Origin of the sequence: Streptomyces sp. SBT349 (genome assembly GCF_001083795.1) — a bacterium.
GTDB lineage: Bacteria > Actinomycetota > Actinomycetes > Streptomycetales > Streptomycetaceae > Streptomyces.
In genome coordinates, this window is sequence record NZ_LAVK01000049.1 from 1 (window position 1) to 15214 (window position 15214).

Below are 15214 nucleotides of genomic sequence, written 5' to 3' on the forward strand. Positions count from 1 at the left end.
GTCATCGGGGGTCCTCCGTGAGCGTGGTGCCGGTGCGGGCCGCGCCGGGTGCGGTGAGGGTGTCGCCGAGGCCGAGCTCGTCGGCGACCCGGCGGAGCGAGGCGTCCTGCTGCCGCCGGTAGAGGACGAACGGGTCGTGGATCTCGCGGTCGGTCATCCCGGCGAGCCGGTCCAGGTCGTAGTGGACGGCCTGCTGCGCCTCGTCGCGGGTGCCCTCGCCGCTGAGGTTGGACTGGAAGATCCCGGCGGCCGAGCGCGGCAGGAAGTCCTCGTAGACGAGGGGTTCGGCCCTGACCCAGCCCGCGTCGAGCAGCGCGGGCAGGGACGCCGGGGGCCGGGTGCCGCCGCCTGCGGGCCGGTCCTCGCGCAGGTGGTAGGTGAAGAACGCCAGGCCCGCGTCGATGAGGCCGCGTTCGGTGGACGGCAGGCCCTCCCGCCAGACGGCGCGCGCCACCTCCGCCCGCGCGGTGCCGGGCCCCTGCTCCGCGACGCGCCGCTCCACCTCGGCGAGGAGCCCGTCGTACCGGGAGCGCCCGGCGGCGGTCAGCGCGATGCCGCGCGCCTCGACCTCGCCGAAGCGGACCCGCAGCGCCCCGGTGGTGACGGTGCCGTCGGCCTGCCGCAGGGCGCGGGGCTCGGAGAGGGCGCGGAACGACGTCTGGCGCAGCAGCACGTCGGGGCCCTCCCAGCGCGGCGGGCCCTGGATGGCGTCGATCATCCGGATGCCGCGCCCGGTCATCCGCCGGTACAGCTCGTCGATGTCGAGGACGCGCGGCGTGAGGTGGTTGACGTGGGTGCTGGTGACGCCGCCGATGTCGGCCGCGACGGCGGAGACCTTCTCCAGCGTCGCGTACCACGCCCGGTCGACGGGTTCGCCGGACAGCTCGAACGATCCCACGGCCAGGCCGAGGAACCTCTCCGCGGCCTCCTCGGGCAGCTCGCCCTCGCGTTCGGCGCGGTCGGCCAGGTCGAGCAGTTCGGGCGGGAAGAGCCGCCGGCGGGCGAGGAACGCCTCCAGGCGCCGCCGCAGCTCCGCGTCGAAGAAACGGGGATCGGCCGGGGTGAGCATGGAGGTGAAGACGCGGAACGGGTTGCGGGCCAGCTCCTCGGCGTCGACGGGCCGGAACGCCGTCGAGACGACGGGGACGGCGCTGGCGGCGGCCTCCCGCAGGTCGTAGAAGCCGACGGGGCGCATGCCCAGCGCGCCGAAGATCCGGGCGACCTGGTGCAGCTCCCCGGGCGTGCCGACACGGATCGCGCCGTGGCGCTCGGCGGTGACGCGGGCGATGGAGCCCAGGCGTTCGGCGTCGGCGCCCGCGCGGGCCATGACGTCGGCGTTCACCTCGCGGGAGACGTCCACCAGCGTGGTGTAGGCGGGCACCTCGCGCCCGTACATGTCCGACAGCCTGCGGGCGAACTCCGCCCGCAGCCGCCACTGACTGATCGTGTTCATGGGGTGTGCCTCTCGGATCGGGACTCGGGGTGCGGGGCTGGGAAGTCCGGGGCGGGGCCGACCACCTGGACGTCGCTCGCCGGCGGTCGGCACGACGGCGGTGACGTAGCGGATGCGGGGGATGGTGAACGGCGGCTCGAACGACACACTGTGGCGGCCGATCACCTTGGAGTCCATGCGGTGCCCGAGATGTCCTTGCCGAACTCGTCGATCAGCAGCACGTCGAGGTCGTCCACGGGCAGCCGCGGCCTCCACTCCTTCGCCAGCCGCAGCGGCTCCCGTTCCCGCTCCAGCAGGCGGGCGGGCCCGACGCCCTCGACCAGGGCGGTGGTGTGGGACCCCTTCTCGACGACGGCCGGCCCGCACAGCACGCGGCTGCCGGGCCGGACTCGGTGGCGCCGGAGAAGTCGGTGTGGGGCTTGACGCGGTTGATCATCACCACGTGGTCGGCCTCGGCGACCGGCAGGACTCGGTGGCGCCGCCGTGGCTGCGCATGCCGGGCACCACGAACGGCTCCGCGCCCAGCGCGCGCAGCCCCGCGACGCACGCCGACACGACCGGCACGAAGGCGGCGATGCGGCGGCTGCCGACGACCACGGCGGCGCGCCGGCCCGTCAGGTCGCCCGGCCCCAGGGCGGCGCCGGGGCAGGCATCGCCGCCGACCCCGCCAGTACGTCATGGGCCTGGACATGGGGCTGACCGAGGACGGCGCCGCCGTCGGCGCCCCCGCCCACCTCGGTGGCGTCGCCTACGACCAGTTGGACGTCACCGGCTTCGGCGCCGCCCGGCGTTTCCCCGAACTCGGCGCTGTCGTCGTCGCCGTTCCCACGGCCCACGGTGCCCTCCACGGCCCCGACGTCCGGCGTCGCGGCCCCTAGAGATACCGGATCCTCCTCGCGTCACCGCTGGGCATGGAGAGCTTTCCGTTGACCTGCAGGTCGCACGAGATGATCGCCCCGCCATGCGATTCACCGATCGAGAAAGTGCCATGGTCGTAGGTGATGACTCCACCCCCGTACACCAGGATCGATTTCTGGAAATCGCCGAACGCATGAAAAGTTATTCTGTCGAGCTCGGATTGGAATATTCGCTGCCCTTCGTGGCTGAGGTTCATCCCTCCATCGACGACAAGATGACCCTTCACCCGCCCCTCGCCGGTGAGCAGTTCGTTCAGGTCGGCTTTCCCGGCCTCGACAGTGCCCCAGTTTCGTGACCTGCCGTGGTAGACATTGATTCCGGTTGACGGGAAGCTGATCCACCCGTCCTCGTCGTTCAGCCCCCACACCCATGCGGTCCGCAGGCCCCTCATCAGTCTTGCCTCGCCGACCGTGAGGGTTCCCCAGGTGCCGGTCCGGTCGCGGATCTCCGCCCCCTGCGCGGAGAAGGTGACACGACCCCTGTCCGTCGTCCCTTCGACCCACGGAGTGCGTGTCCCGCTTTCGAACTCGGGGATGCGTGCGTGGACCGTGGTGGTGAGGAAGTACCCTTCCTGCGCGGGGTTTTCCGTCCCCGCCAGAAGGGTGTAGGTGGCGCCCCGCTTCGGACTCACCTTCCATACGTAACTTCTCTGCGTCACCCCGGGCCCCGAGGCCGCCTGCGAGACGCGGACCTTCTGCCCGTCCGGAGACTGGATCCAGTAGGTGAGATTGTCGGGCCCGTCCCACCGCAGCGTGACATCCTCGGCTGCGTCCCCGTTCACCATGGACGTGTCCGGGCGGAAGTTGCGCGGGACCTTCGGCGTGCTCTTCACCAGCGCGTGCGTGACGCTGCGGGATTTCCCGGCGGGGGGTGCGGGGGTAACGATATTACCCGGAGCGTCGCCGCCCGAGGAAACCTCGCGTATCTTCAGGAAGGCCAATCCCTTGGTGTCGGAGACGACGATGTTCTCCATTTTCAGAACGATGGAGTCACCGGGTGACATGTCGATCACGAACTTGGGAGGTGGAAATATCCGGAAGACCTTCTTGCCGCTGTCCCAGCGGAAATCCAGTTTCACCCCAGGATTCGGCGGGTCTATGTCGGCGCTCGCGCTGACGTCCTGAGGCCGGGACGTCAGATCACCGGACACCTCCACCTCAAGGGAATTCAGCATCACCGACTCAAGGTGGGTGTTGGAGACGACCACGTACACACTCCCCACCGAGGGCATCCCGGGCTGTGACGCCGGCAGCGAGGTCGGATCCGTGACGATGGAGTAGTTCAGCAAAGCCGGCATGGTGGACTCCCTCTACCTCGGCGTTTCATCCATGCAGAGCAGAAGACGTGCGGCGCACGCGCCCCTCCCCCGGGGCAGCGCCAACAGACTGTCCAGCCCCGCCGCCCAGGAACCACGACTCGGCACGACTGACCCGAACCGCCCCCCGCTGGCTTGAATCAAGGCAACGCGGCGTGCAGGGGGATCGAATGCGTGGTGGTCGCGGGGGCTGAGGGCGTGCGGTGCTCGGCGGGGCTCCGGGGGCGACCGCCGGAGTCTCCCGAGCGTCCCTCACGCCGGGGCGATGCGACCTGCGACACATGGTGACGCGTCAGGCACGATGGGTGATGATCGATCAGTCACCGCACGCCCCGCCCGATGGGAGCCCACCATGTCCCGTGGAATCCGCCTCGCGGCGGCCGCGTTCCTTTTCGCCGCCGCCACCGCCCTGCCCGCGGTCACCGCCGCGCCGGCCCACGCCGACGCCGCCGCCTGCACCGCGCTCCTCGCCGAGAACGGCTACGAGGGAGACGCGTTCACCGCGGCCTGCGACAGTGGCGCCGCCGGCGACTTCGACGCGTGTTTCAGCGGCCTCCTCGGCGCCGGCGTGGAGTCCGCCCTCGCGTTGGAGGCGTGCCTCCTGGCCCCCCAGTAGCGGGCCCCGCCGTCACCAGGGACGGGGCCTCCAACCGGGCGCGGTGGCGGGTGGGGCCGTGGGCCCGTTCCGGCCGTACTCCCGGCGGCCGGGGACCCCTGCCGACACCGGCCTGACACAGTGCCACCGGCGACGGCCGGCTCAGGCGCGGCGATCGCCCCTTCGTCGTCGGAGGTTCTCTCGCCGTGCACGGTCTCAAGGGAGTGGAGCGCCCATGCCCCCGGCACCCCCGAATCTTCACTTCACGCAGGACGAGGTGGAGGCGGCCGCACCCGGCAACAAGAAGCCGTGGACGCGGCAGCGGGAGTTCGACAACGAGATCAACGCCGACGACATAGCCGCCGCCGCGGCCGCCTACGGCCGGGCGGCGGCCGAGGCGCGGGGGGCGCAGGACCTCGCGGAGCGGGCCACCCGGATCTCGCAGCAGGGCGGGGGCCTGGACGGCACCCCGCTGGTGGACGGCGAGGCGCGCATCGACGAGACGCGAGGGGGCCTGCAGGACGGCGGGGCCGACATCGACGCCGTGGTGGGTCACCTCGTCCACGCCATGAACCAGGCGCTCGCGACCGAGGACGACGTCCGCGGGCTGATCTTCAACCCCAGTGGGCTGGAGACCCGGTACGGCGACCACCTCGGGGCGGCCGTCGAGGAGTGGAACGGCTGGGTGCGGGCGTTGAACGACGCCGTGGCGGCGCGCAGCGGGGAGATCTGGTTCACCGAGCAGCCGCCTCCGCTGATCGTCGGCCACAACGGTGAGATGGTCGAGGCGTCGTTGACGTCCGGCGGCTACGCCCTCCCGGACAGCCTGGCCGAGAGGATCCGGACCAAGCACCTCCAGCTCGCGGCGAACGACGCCGCCGCCACCTTCGACGACATCGAGGCGGAGATCGAGAGGTACCGCCGGAGGATGACGGAGCGGGCGGACGAGCTCAGGCGCCTCGGGTACGAGGTGTCGGCGGGGCCGCTGGGGCTGTTCTCCAACGGCGAGATGGCGCGGTGGGCCACCGAGCAGCGCTTCCTGGAGCTCTGCCGGCAGCTGGGCATCGATCCCGCCGCCTGGGACACCAGCCGGGGGCTGTCCGCCAACGACGACCGCATCGCGCGGGTCTACGAGTACTACGCCGATCTGTTCCTGCGCCACCCCGAGTTGCAGTGGGCGGGCATGGCGAAGCTGGCCGGCGGCCTGGTCTACGCGGGCATGCAGGACCTGCATGTGCTGCGCGGGCTCGCCGGCGACGAGCGCCTGGCATGGATCGCGGCGACCATGCCGACCATGCCGCCCGGCATGGCGCTGGTGCTGGCCTCCGCCAGCGAGGCCGAACTCGAGCACTACGAGGACACGTTCGTCGACATGCAGAAGCAGATCTTCGTGGACATGGGCTGGCAGCACGCCGCCTACGACCGCGGCGGGATCGAGGAGATGCGGCGCCTGGCCGCCGGGGGCGAGCTCACACCCGGGATGCTCACCGCGTGGGAGGACATCGCCTCGGGCGACCCGGCGCGGATCGAGCAGGGCAACGCGGCGCTGCTCCGGCGCGAGCAGGAGACGATCCTCCAGGACGACTACGACGCGATGCAGCAGCGGGACCTCGGCCAGGCCGTCACGTACATGCTCGGCGCCACCTCCGAGTCGCCGGTGCCGGACGGGACGGCCTTCCGCGACGTGGTGAACGACGTCGCGGTCGACCTCCCCGACCAGATCCGGATGCCCGTCCCCAGCCTGCCGGGCTCCGGGGAGATCGCGATCGACACTCCCGACGAGATCCGCTTCGACTCCCCGCTGCCCACGGGCAACATCGCGAACTTCGGCTCCCGCTGGCAGTGGATCTCGCAGGACATGCTGCCGAGCTACCAGTACCTGCTGGACCACGACATGGAGCGGCTGCGCAACGAGGTCGGCCGCCCGCTGGAGGAGCGCGCGTCGGACTACCGCCTCGTCCCGCTGCCGTACGACCCCGGCGACGGCCTCAACTAGGGGTGTGGGGGAACGGCTCTACTCCTCGCCGGAGAAGCGCTCCCACGCGGACTGCCGGGTCATCCCCATCGTCTCCCCGATGCGCGCCCAGGTCGCTCCCAGCGCACGCGCCTTGCGTACCCATGGGCCGCCGGCTTCCCCTCGATCACCGTCGAGCAGAGGGCCACGCACTCATCACAGATGAACACTCCCGGTCCGGCCACGAGCGTCCCCACCTCCGTGTCCCGCTTCAGGCAGAACGAGCAGGCGGCGATCACGGACTCCGTCGCGGCAGGCGACATCCCCAGACCCCCTTCTCCGCCAAGCGGGAGTCGTTCACCACGCGGCCGGTCAGGGGGCGGGCGTGCCTTCTCCGTGTGGTCGCGGCGTCCGGCCGGGGCCGCGCCGGTGCTCCCACAGCCCGCGCAGCAGGGACACCTCCTCCGAGAACGAGGGGAGATCCCGGGAGTTGACGTGCGGCAGGCTGATCCGGCGGCCGATGACGTGGATCACGGCCACCTGAGCGGTCTTCGGGGAGCCTTTGGTCCCGATCTCCTCGATGTCCTCCCACGCGATCTGCCGGGTCCCGCCGAAGAGCGTGCGGATCTCGATGTGTTCGGCGGTGGTGATGGTCGCGCTCCGCTTGACCGAGACATAGCCGAGAACCACCGAAGCGACGACGGCCACGTTGAACAGCATCCAGGGGGAGGCGTCCCCGTGTTCCGCCCACAGGAACAGCTGGGCGATCAGGCCCATGCCGAAGAGGACGCCACCGCACAGCCAGACCGGATACATGCGCCGAGTCGCCGGCCCGGCGCGATAGGTCCGAAAGTACGATTCGTTCGTCATGGTGTGTCAGGGTAGACCGCCGGCCTGGGACCCCTCCCGGCCTGTTCCGGGTCGTCCGGAAGCGCCCGTCCCAGGCGGGCGAGCGGGGTCAGCCCCATGCCGACGAACGTGATCGTCGCGGCGGCGCGGCCCTGCATCGCGTCCGGGGTGACGGCCTGCCGGACGGCCATGATCGTGACATTCACCAATTCGCGCTACTGGCCGCTCTCGGCCATCGTCCGCCACACCTCGGCCTCCAGATCCGGCATCTGTGCCATCCGGACCTGGGCGACCAGCTCCTCCAGTCGGCGGCCCGCGCTTCCGTCCCCGGCCCGGATCGCGAGAACGCCGCGCAGCGTCTCGACCCCCACCTTGTCGCGGTAGGAGAGGAGTTCCACGCCGGCCTCGGCCTGGGCGAGGAGCTCGGCGGCGTGGCCGGTGTCGCCGTTGCGGAAGGCGAGCTTGGCCTTGAGGAAGAGCAGCTCGTGCCAGTGCCTGGCCGGTCCGGTGACCCTCAGGAGGGGCTCGATGCTGTCCAGATAGGACTGCGCCTCAGCAAGCCGTGGCGGCATGGCCTGCATCGACAGCGACGCGGCGGCCAGGCGTAGCCTCGTCCACAGGATCGGGTCGTCCCGGCTGTCGACCGCGGCCAGCGCGTCCATCAGGTAGTCCGAGGCACGCGAGTGGTTGCCCTGCCGGGTGCTGACGGTGGCCGCCGTCCACAGCGCCTCCGCGGCCAGGCTCCCCTCACGGTGGTCCAGGGAGGCGCAGACCTCCTGGACGATGCGGGCGGCCTCGGCGAGGTTGCCGAGCTCCGCCTCGGCTGCGACCAGCACCAGCTTGGTGCGCAGGATGTCGGGGATGCCGAGCCTCGGCTCATGTCGCTCGTCGAGGGCCAGCACCTCGCGCGCCGCCTGGCGGACCGCCGGCGCGTCGCCGAGGTGGTGGGCGCAGCGCGCCATCCGCACCCGGGCCCCGGCCTGGAGCGCGGGGCGGTCCAACTCGTCGCTGAGCTGGCGCAGTTGGCCGAGGGCGTCGTACTGGCGGGAGAAGTCGCCCAGCACCTCGTGGATGCGGGCCAGTTGCACGAGCGCGTGCCACCGCGTCATGGAGTCCTCGTCCTGGCCGGCCGCCAGGCTCCCCGCGAGCGCGGTGGCCATGTCGGCGTTCAGGGCGGTCTTCGGGCAGGCGGCGATCATGGCGGCCAGGTTCTCGAGGCAGCTGTGCGGCTGCTCCTCGAAGTCCTCGACCGGGATGTCCAGCCGTTCGGCCAGGTAGGCGACGGCTCGTTCGGTCGGCCGTCGGGTGCCGGACTCCAGGCGCGACAGGTAGGTGGCGGACATTCCAGGGCCAGTCAACTCGACCTGCGACCTACCCTGCTGTTGCCTCAGCTGACGAAGACGTCGACCGAATGCTGGTTGCTCGAGCAACTTCCACCTCTGCGATCTCCATCCCCCGCCGTTAATTGACAAGGATGACAGAACGCCTTTCCGACCTCGGCGCCCAAGCGCTCGCACCGGTCACGGCCAGTCGATACTGCCACCCCCCGCTGCGTTCGCCTGGCCAGCGGCCACGGATATCGCGGCTAAGTCGGGCACATCGCCGAGCGCTAACAGCAAAAGGCACAGCGCGAGGGCGACCACACCTCCTGCCGCGAGCGGGACCACTGTGGCGATTTTCACGGACGGTCCTCCCCTGGATAACAGATTCCCGGTCAGAAAGTACACCTCTTTCACAAGAACTGGCAATGAATTGACAGGATCGCGGAGGCGGTCGAGAGCGGGGTACCGGTGGCGCTATCGCCCGGTACTCCGGTGCCATCGGATCTCGCCTTCGTCCCATTCGCCGGAGGGAGTGAGCCCGGCGGCGGTGGCGACGGCGGCGGATGCCCGGTGGTCGGGGTGGATGTGGGCGAGGATGGTCCGCACCGGCTGCCGGGTGAGCCAGTCGACCAGTCCTCGGGCCGCCTCGGTGGCGATGCCTCTTCCCTGCCACGGGGTTCCCACCACCCAGGCGATCTCGGCGGTGCGGCCGGGTGCGCCGGGACCGATCGTGGCCTGGACCGTGCCCGTCAGGCAGGACTCCTCACGGAGCCGGATCACCCAGTTCAGCCAGGAGACGGCTGGGTCGGGAGAGCCCGCGGTCATGCGCTGGTAGCGCGAGCGCAGGGCGCCAGGAGTGTCCGGGGTGCCGCCGATGAAGGTGTGCAGAGCCGGATCGGACAGCACCGCGGCCATCTCCTCGGCGTGTTCGGGACGAAGCGGCACCAGGTCCAGCCGCTCGGTGCCGATGGTCCGGGCCACGACGACGTTCACGCCGCGATCACGGCCTCGGCGAACGTCGCGCCGGGGAACCGCTTCTCCGGCCATGCCCCGGCGGGCGCGGTCGCGCGGCGGGCCCGCCCGGGGCTCGCCGGACTCGCGGTCGTCGCTGTCGGGCGCGACCGGTTCCCTGGAGGTGTGGGCCTCCCGCCCCCGCGGGGTCGGCCGCGTGATCGGCGCCGGTGACCGTCCGGCCGAGCCGCCGGGGAACCGCTCCCGGGCGGGCCCCAGGGCGCCGGAGGGCGAGCCGCGCGGGGAGGGCGAGGGCGGCACCCGGCTGCCCTTCGCGAACTCGCCGCACCGCGGCGGCAGGAGCGCCGACGAGAACCGCTGACGCTCACCGGCCTTTCGCTCGGCGTGGGGCCGTCCTCGTTCACCGGCGTCAGCACGGGCGCGCCTTTCCGGCCGACCCGCCGGCGTCGGCCCTGCTCGATGACCTGTGGATCGATCCATCGGGACGGTACCGCCCGGGCGGGTGGCCGCGCCGCGTCAGAGTTCGAAGTCGCGGGCCAGTTCCTCCCACGCGAGGTCGCGGAGCGCCGGATCCGCGCCGTCCTCCGACGGGATGTCCGCCGTGGGCTGGAACCAGACGACGGTGAGCATCGAGACATACCACCCCGAGTCATGGGCGGGATCGATCTCCGAGGACTCGAACGCGCCGATACACGCCACGGCGGGCAACATCTCGACCGGCTCCCGGGTTCGCCCCGCGGGCTGCTCCGGAGACTCGATCACGGGCGGCACCAGGTGTACTGGCCGCCCGGGATACGCCTCCTCGGCCACACGCACCCGACTGCGGAGGATGAAATCGTTGACCCGCTTCGTCGGGTACCCCTCCATCATCCCGCCGTAGGTCGACGACAGGCGCACCTCGGAAAGGTCGATCCAGCGCCTGGAGTTGAGGACGACACGGCCCAGCGACATACCCGAACCCTACGACCGGCCGTCACCCACCGTTCCTCGGCCCCGGGGACGGCGCACGCGACGCCGACCGCGCGCACCTTCACGTCGTTCACGTTATCTTCACCAGATACCGGTTATGTGCGCGTCAAGTGCGCCATTGCGCGTAGGTGACACCGGATCATCGAACGATGCCCCCCGGATGACCACTTCGTTACTGTGACGACCACGTCACGGCGCCGCCCGAACACGTCGGGTGGTCTCTCACCAAGGGGTGCCATGCGTAGACACACGCGCTCGCGATTAACGGTCGCTCTCGCCGCCGCGGTCTCTCTTCTCGTCCCGGCCGGGCTGGCGCACGCCGATCCGGCGTCCGGCCCGGCCGCGGAGGCCGGCGGACCGATCGTCCATCAGGTACCGGACGTCCCGACGACGATCGACGGCGAGTCCGTCGACCCGAGCAGCATCACCGAGTACAACGGCCGGCCCCTCTACATGGCGGCGCTCCCGGGCGGGAGTTCGAAGGGCCGCCTCGCCGTCTTCACCGACGGGGCGGAGTTCGAGCGCTTCGTCAGCGCCCGGGGCGGGCCGGCGGACCTGCTCGGGCGGGAGCCGCAGGAGGTGACGGTCGAGCAGGCCGCGGCCTTCGCCGCGGCCGACGACCCGAGCGCCCTCCAGGAGCTCGTCACCATCCACGAGCACGCCGGCCCGGGTGGCGCGGCGCTGGGCATCCCGGTCGGCACGGGCGTCACCAACCTCCAGGACTGGGACCTCTCCTGCTTCCTGTTCTTCTGCAACAACTGGAACGACGAGACGTCGGCCGCGACGGCCGGCGGCTTCTCGGGCATGTCCCTCTTCGAACACCGTGACTTCGGCCGCTCCGTCCTGTGGGTCAACGGCGGCACCTCGTTCCCCGACCTCACCGTCTACGGCTGGAACGACCGCACATCCTCGTTCGCCTCGTTCTAGAGCCCCGGTTCCTCCCCGCTCAGGGCCCGCTCAGGGCTGGCCCGGGCCCCGCGCCCGGGTCGGCCGGGTGGGCGGTTCGGCGCGTACCCGGTGCCGGTAGCGCAGCGGTGACTCGCCCACCTCCCGTTTGAACGCGGTGCTGAAGGCGCTCTCGGAGGCGTACCCCAGGTCGGAGGCCAGCGAGCCGACGCGGACATCGCCGTCACGCAGGGCGCGCCGCGCCAGCAGCATTCGCCAGCGGTTGAGATAGGTCAGCGGCGGGAGACCCGCCACCGTGCGGAAGCGTTCGGCGAACGAGGTCCGCGACATCGCCGCGGCCCGTGCCAGCTCGTCCAGGCGCCAGGGCCTTCCCGGTTGGGTGTGCATCAGGGTGAGCGCGGGGCGCAGCCGTTCGTCGGTCAGCGCCCGCAGCCATCCCGAGGGGAGCTGGGCCTGCTCGACATAGGCCCGCAGGACGTCGAGCAGCAGGAGCTGGCCGTACTGCCGGATCGCGAAGGCCGAGCCGATCCGGTTCCCGGCCACCTCGTCGAACAGCCGGTCAAGACTGCCGCGCAGATTGGTCGCCGTGGCCGCCGATGCCCGCACATGTCCCACGGGCGGGAGCGCCTGCGACAGCAGCGCCCGGCCGGCCGGGTTGAGGTCGACGCGATTGCCGAGGACGACGTCGTCTGTGCCGCAGTCGGCACCGACGAGGCGCGTGCTGGGATCGTTCTCCTCCGGGACGATCTCGCGGCGCGGCCCGTCGCCGGTGCCGCCCCTGAGCTCCAGCCACGAGCGGTTGTTCAGGATCGCGACGTCCCCCGGCTCCAGCTCGATCGGACCGTCGATCCCGTCGGCGGTCAGCCGGGCCCGCCCGCTCACCATGGCGATGAGCTTCATCGAGTCCTGGATGGCGCCACGCGACACCCACGGGCCCCGCGCCGCGAACCCGCCGGTCAGCAGTCCGCGGATCTCGACGAGGTCGAACACCTCCGACAGTTGATCGGCGACCATTCCCGTACTATCGCGCAAGAAATACGAACTGGCAATCATTCAGCGTACGGGCTGCCGGGCGCAGAGTGGTGGGCATGGCGCAGAACACGACACAGAGGCAACGACCCATCGGCTCCGGCTTCACCGCGGCGTCGACCGCCGACGACGTTCTCCGGGGTATCGACCTGTCCGGCACGAACGTCGTCGTCACCGGCGGTCACGTCGGGCTCGGCCTGGAGACGACCCGTGCGCTCGGCAAGGCGGGCGCGTCCGTCACCGTCGCCTCGCGCGACCCGGAGCGCGCCGCCCCCGCGCTGGCCGGGGTCGAGCGCGTCGAGATCGCGCGGCTCGACCTCCTCGACCCGGCGTCGATCGACGCCTTCGCCGCCCGGTACCGCGAGTCCGGCCGTCCGCTCCACATCCTCATCGACAACGCCGGCATCATGGGCGGCGAACTGGTCCGGGACGCCCGCGGCTACGAGGCGCAGTTCGCGACGAATCATCTCGGCCACTTCCAGCTGACGCTGGGCTTGCTGCCCGCCCTGCGCGCCGCGCAGGGCGCCCGGGTCGTCCTCGTGTCCTCCGGCGGCCACCAGCTCTCCGACATCCGCTGGGACGACCCGCACTTCACCACCGGCTACGACGGCATGCTCGCCTACGGCCAGTCCAAGACCGCCAACGTCCTCTTCGCCGTCGAGCTGGACCGGCGGTGGGCCGGGGAGGGGATCCGCGGCTACGCCCTGCACCCGGGCATAGCCTTCGGCACGAACCTGGCGCCCTGGGTCACCGAGGACGAACTGAAGGCCATGGGAGTGCTCGACGCTTCCGGCCGGCCGATCATCGACCCCGACCGCGAGCTGAAGACGCCGCAACAGGGGGCCAGCACCAGCGTGTTCGCGGCGGCTCATCCCCTGCTCGCCGGGATCGGCGGCGTCTACCTGAAGGACAACGACGTCGCGCCGCTGGACGAGGCGCCGCCGGCCATCGCGTTCGGTTCCGAGCCGATCGTCCTGACCGGCGTGGCGCCGCACGCCGTCGACCCGGAGTCGGCGCGGCGGCTCTGGGAGCTGAGTGACCGGCTTCTTCGGGGCTGACTCCGGGCGCCTGCCACTCCCACCGCGGGGCCCGGCCCCAGCGGTGGGAGTGGCAGGCGAACTCGAACGGGCCGATGTCGATGGCCGTGCCCCGGACACGCGTGGCGCCGTCGACGTCATGGGTGAATCCCGGGCTGTGGGGCGTGCTGCCCTCGTCCACGACGTCGACCTGCTGGGCCAGGTCGCGGAAGCGGGTGAAGTCGGCGGGATTGATCGCGGGAACCGGCGCGTCCGGATTGTCCTCGAACTCCCGCCAGTCATCGGCCACGGACGGGTCGAGCAGTTCCAGGTTGTCGCTGTCGTCGCTCAGCGCGTCCCTGCTGCCGCTCGCGTACGTGGAACCCCCGCCGCTGACGAGGACGTTGTTGCGCATCCTGATGTCCGTGGTATCGAGGTCGTCGACCGTGCTGTGGAACGTCAGTACGTGGCCGTCCGCCCCACCGCGCAGGATGTTGTTCTCGATCACGCCACCGGTGACGCTGCCCAGTTCGATGGTCTGGCTGCCGAAGGACTCACACACGTTGCCGCGGTAGGTGTAGCCGCGGATGTCGGCGGTCGGGCGGTGCTCGTTCTGCATGATCAGGCACTGACCGGAGACGCGCACGCAGTAGTTGTTCTCGACCGTGACGTCGTGGGACTCGACCGTTCTGCTGCTGTTCTGGTAGTTCTGCACGCAGTCGGCGTGCGGCTCGCCCTCGCCCTTGTTGGCGTTCAGATCGTGGATGTAGTTGTTCCGGATGAGGTGGCCGGTGCCCCAGACGCGCATGCCGTCGACGTCGTCGTTCCCCTCGTCCGACCAGAGGTCGTAGATGTTGTTCCACTCGACGGTGATGTCGGAGCCGCCCCAGAGGTAGACGCCGAAGTTGTTCGTCCCGGTCACGGTGTTGCGGGAGATCAGCACGTCGCTGGCGCAGTCGTCGTAGTCGCAGGCGATGGCGTAGTGGAGGTGCTTGCCGTTGACGAGGTTCCCGGTGATCGTGTGTCCGGTGCCGGTGAACTTGATCCCCGTCGACGGGTCGTCCAGCGAGTCGCCGACCACCGTGAACCCGTCGATGGTCGCGTCGCTGCCGCTGACGACGATGTTCCTCACCGTGGCGGGGCCGTTGGCGCGAACCGTGACCGGCTTGTCGACGGTCAACGTGGTGTCGGAGTAGTCGCCGGGCCTGACGCAGACGACGTCCCCGTCCGAGGCGTCGTCGACGGCCCCCTGCGGGTCCGAGCCGGTGCTGACCGTGCAGTCGTCGGTCCTGGGGTTGCCGTTGCCGTCGGTGCCGTAGGGGAGGTCCTCGCCGGAGTCCCCGTCGGCGCCGAGGACCGCGGCTTCGGTGATGCTGGTCCACTCGTTCTCGGTGTTGCCGTACCCGACGATCCGCACATAGCGCGCCGACGCGTCGGCGATGTCGTACGCCTCCGGGCCGGAGCTCGTGCCGCTGCTCACCGCTCGCGGCAGGACCGTCGACCAGTTCGTCCCGCTGTCCGAGAGCTGCACGTCGAAGGTCGCGCGGCGCGTGTCACCCTGGTGCCAGGCCACCGACACCGAACCGACGGTCAGCGCCGAGCCGAGGTCGAAGCGGATCCAGGCCCCGTCCCCCTCCGCCGACCACCGGGTGCCCATGTCGCCGTCCACCGCGTTGGCCGGCACGTTGCCGTCGTCGGAGCCGGCCGTCACGGCGGTGATCGGCAGCGGCGTCGCGGCCTCGGCCGACGGGCCCGACACCACCGTCGCCGCACCCACCAGTGCGGCGACACCGAATAATGCTGTCAGCATGCGTATCACTCGTTGACCTCTTTCGACTGTTGGTTGGGTCCCGCGTACCGGCCGCGGACTCCCGGGCGCCGTCTCCGCGCGCGGGGGCGGCGGGCCCGGCGGCCCA

At 71.1% G+C, this 15214-nt stretch carries 17 protein-coding genes and 1 pseudogene; 6 read left to right on the plus strand and 12 right to left on the minus strand.

The window, feature by feature from the left end:
• Position 1: 1 nt before the first annotated feature.
• The 3 genes from ADY01_RS08900 to ADY01_RS39705 all read right to left on the minus strand — a co-directional run bounded on the left by ADY01_RS08900 (position 2) and on the right by ADY01_RS39705 (position 2050).
• Complete coding sequence (locus ADY01_RS08900; protein WP_049568579.1) at positions 2-1453, minus strand: VOC family protein; 1452 nt, start codon at positions 1451-1453, stop codon at positions 2-4.
• 161 nt (positions 1454-1614) lie between these two features.
• The gene (locus ADY01_RS08905; protein ID WP_049568582.1) at positions 1615-1824 is read right to left on the minus strand and encodes a hypothetical protein; all 210 of its coding nucleotides are present in this window, start codon (positions 1822-1824) and stop codon (positions 1615-1617) included.
• 64 nt (positions 1825-1888) lie between these two features.
• Complete coding sequence (locus ADY01_RS39705) at positions 1889-2050, minus strand: hypothetical protein (RefSeq protein WP_199826198.1); 162 nt, start codon at positions 2048-2050, stop codon at positions 1889-1891.
• An 80-nt stretch (positions 2051-2130) separates the two neighbouring features.
• Between ADY01_RS39705 and ADY01_RS08910 the strand changes: the two genes are divergently transcribed.
• Positions 2131-2331 carry a hypothetical protein gene (locus ADY01_RS08910; RefSeq protein WP_049568585.1) on the plus strand — a complete coding sequence of 67 codons (201 nt, stop codon included), beginning with the start codon at positions 2131-2133 and terminating at the stop codon, positions 2329-2331.
• Here ADY01_RS08910 and ADY01_RS08915 read toward each other — a convergent pair.
• Positions 2328-3668 carry a hypothetical protein gene (locus ADY01_RS08915; RefSeq protein WP_049568588.1) on the minus strand — a complete coding sequence of 447 codons (1341 nt, stop codon included), beginning with the start codon at positions 3666-3668 and terminating at the stop codon, positions 2328-2330. The genes ADY01_RS08910 and ADY01_RS08915 overlap by 4 nt on opposite strands.
• A gap of 370 nt (positions 3669-4038) precedes the next feature.
• Here ADY01_RS08915 and ADY01_RS08920 point away from each other — a divergent pair, with 370 nt between their 5' ends.
• Together ADY01_RS08920 and ADY01_RS08925 are read left to right on the plus strand one after the other, a co-directional pair.
• Complete coding sequence (locus ADY01_RS08920; protein WP_049568592.1) at positions 4039-4302, plus strand: hypothetical protein; 264 nt, start codon at positions 4039-4041, stop codon at positions 4300-4302.
• Between the two features lie 214 nt (positions 4303-4516).
• Complete coding sequence (locus tag ADY01_RS08925; protein WP_049568595.1) at positions 4517-6277, plus strand: DUF2515 family protein; 1761 nt, start codon at positions 4517-4519, stop codon at positions 6275-6277.
• Between the two features lie 59 nt (positions 6278-6336).
• Here ADY01_RS08925 and ADY01_RS41785 read toward each other — a convergent pair whose 3' ends face one another.
• The 5 genes from ADY01_RS41785 to ADY01_RS08945 all read right to left on the minus strand — a co-directional run bounded on the left by ADY01_RS41785 (position 6337) and on the right by ADY01_RS08945 (position 9399).
• Positions 6337-6558: a ClpX C4-type zinc finger protein gene (locus ADY01_RS41785; RefSeq protein ID WP_199826196.1), complete on the minus strand. Its 222-nt coding sequence runs from the start codon at positions 6556-6558 to the stop codon at positions 6337-6339.
• Positions 6559-6607: 49 nt separating this feature from the next.
• Entirely contained in the window at positions 6608-7105 is a 498-nt protein-coding gene (locus ADY01_RS08930) for a PH domain-containing protein (protein ID WP_078900119.1), read from the minus strand.
• Positions 7102-7290, minus strand: coding sequence for a hypothetical protein (locus ADY01_RS08935; protein ID WP_049568601.1), 189 nt, complete (start codon positions 7288-7290; stop codon positions 7102-7104). The genes ADY01_RS08930 and ADY01_RS08935 overlap by 4 nt, the downstream gene beginning before the upstream one ends.
• A gap of 9 nt (positions 7291-7299) precedes the next feature.
• Positions 7300-8601, minus strand: coding sequence for a helix-turn-helix domain-containing protein (locus ADY01_RS08940; RefSeq protein WP_078900120.1), 1302 nt, complete (start codon positions 8599-8601; stop codon positions 7300-7302).
• A 279-nt stretch (positions 8602-8880) separates the two neighbouring features.
• Positions 8881-9399: a GNAT family N-acetyltransferase gene (locus tag ADY01_RS08945; RefSeq protein WP_049568607.1), complete on the minus strand. Its 519-nt coding sequence runs from the start codon at positions 9397-9399 to the stop codon at positions 8881-8883.
• Between the two features lie 52 nt (positions 9400-9451).
• On the opposite strand from ADY01_RS08945, the gene ADY01_RS08950 reads away from it, so the two are divergent.
• On the plus strand, positions 9452-9739 hold the full coding sequence (locus ADY01_RS08950; protein WP_049568611.1) for a hypothetical protein: 288 nt from the start codon (positions 9452-9454) through the stop codon (positions 9737-9739).
• A gap of 155 nt (positions 9740-9894) precedes the next feature.
• On the opposite strand, the gene ADY01_RS08955 is transcribed toward ADY01_RS08950, so the two are convergent.
• Entirely contained in the window at positions 9895-10329 is a 435-nt protein-coding gene (locus ADY01_RS08955; protein WP_049568615.1) for a hypothetical protein, read from the minus strand.
• 255 nt (positions 10330-10584) lie between these two features.
• Here ADY01_RS08955 and ADY01_RS08960 point away from each other — a divergent pair, with 255 nt between their 5' ends.
• Positions 10585-11274 (plus strand): hypothetical protein, encoded by a 690-nt coding sequence (locus tag ADY01_RS08960; protein WP_049568618.1) that lies wholly within the window; start codon positions 10585-10587, stop codon positions 11272-11274.
• Between the two features lie 30 nt (positions 11275-11304).
• Here the strand turns inward: ADY01_RS08960 and ADY01_RS08965 are convergent, their stop codons facing one another.
• Complete coding sequence (locus ADY01_RS08965) at positions 11305-12267, minus strand: AraC family transcriptional regulator (protein ID WP_049568621.1); 963 nt, start codon at positions 12265-12267, stop codon at positions 11305-11307.
• 74 nt (positions 12268-12341) lie between these two features.
• Between ADY01_RS08965 and ADY01_RS08970 the strand changes: the two genes are divergently transcribed.
• Entirely contained in the window at positions 12342-13340 is a 999-nt protein-coding gene (locus ADY01_RS08970) for an SDR family NAD(P)-dependent oxidoreductase (protein WP_049568625.1), read from the plus strand.
• 598 nt (positions 13341-13938) lie between these two features.
• On the opposite strand, the pseudogene ADY01_RS40425 reads toward ADY01_RS08970, so the two are convergent.
• Positions 13939-15108 (minus strand): annotated as a pseudogene (locus ADY01_RS40425) (discoidin domain-containing protein); the annotation flags it as partial.
• Positions 15109-15214 lie beyond the last annotated feature (106 nt).

Excerpts from the sequence above, each read along its gene's own strand:
- ADY01_RS08970 (WP_049568625.1), top strand. The coding sequence starts at position 12,342 with ATGGCGCAGAACACGACACAGAGGCAACGACCCATCGGCTCCGGCTTC.
- ADY01_RS08925 (WP_049568595.1), top strand. The coding sequence starts at position 4,517 with ATGCCCCCGGCACCCCCGAATCTTCACTTCACGCAGGACGAGGTGGAG.
- ADY01_RS08915 (WP_049568588.1), bottom strand. The coding sequence starts at position 3,668 with ATGCCGGCTTTGCTGAACTACTCCATCGTCACGGATCCGACCTCGCTG.
- ADY01_RS08965 (WP_049568621.1), bottom strand. The coding sequence starts at position 12,267 with ATGGTCGCCGATCAACTGTCGGAGGTGTTCGACCTCGTCGAGATCCGC.
- ADY01_RS08900 (WP_049568579.1), bottom strand. The coding sequence starts at position 1,453 with ATGAACACGATCAGTCAGTGGCGGCTGCGGGCGGAGTTCGCCCGCAGG.
- ADY01_RS08960 (WP_049568618.1), top strand. The coding sequence starts at position 10,585 with ATGCGTAGACACACGCGCTCGCGATTAACGGTCGCTCTCGCCGCCGCG.
- ADY01_RS08930 (WP_078900119.1), bottom strand. The coding sequence starts at position 7,105 with ATGACGAACGAATCGTACTTTCGGACCTATCGCGCCGGGCCGGCGACT.
- ADY01_RS08950 (WP_049568611.1), top strand. The coding sequence starts at position 9,452 with ATGCCCCGGCGGGCGCGGTCGCGCGGCGGGCCCGCCCGGGGCTCGCCG.
- ADY01_RS41785 (WP_199826196.1), bottom strand. The coding sequence starts at position 6,558 with ATGTCGCCTGCCGCGACGGAGTCCGTGATCGCCGCCTGCTCGTTCTGC.
- ADY01_RS08910 (WP_049568585.1), top strand. The coding sequence starts at position 2,131 with ATGGGCCTGGACATGGGGCTGACCGAGGACGGCGCCGCCGTCGGCGCC.
- ADY01_RS08920 (WP_049568592.1), top strand. The coding sequence starts at position 4,039 with ATGTCCCGTGGAATCCGCCTCGCGGCGGCCGCGTTCCTTTTCGCCGCC.
- ADY01_RS08955 (WP_049568615.1), bottom strand. The coding sequence starts at position 10,329 with ATGTCGCTGGGCCGTGTCGTCCTCAACTCCAGGCGCTGGATCGACCTT.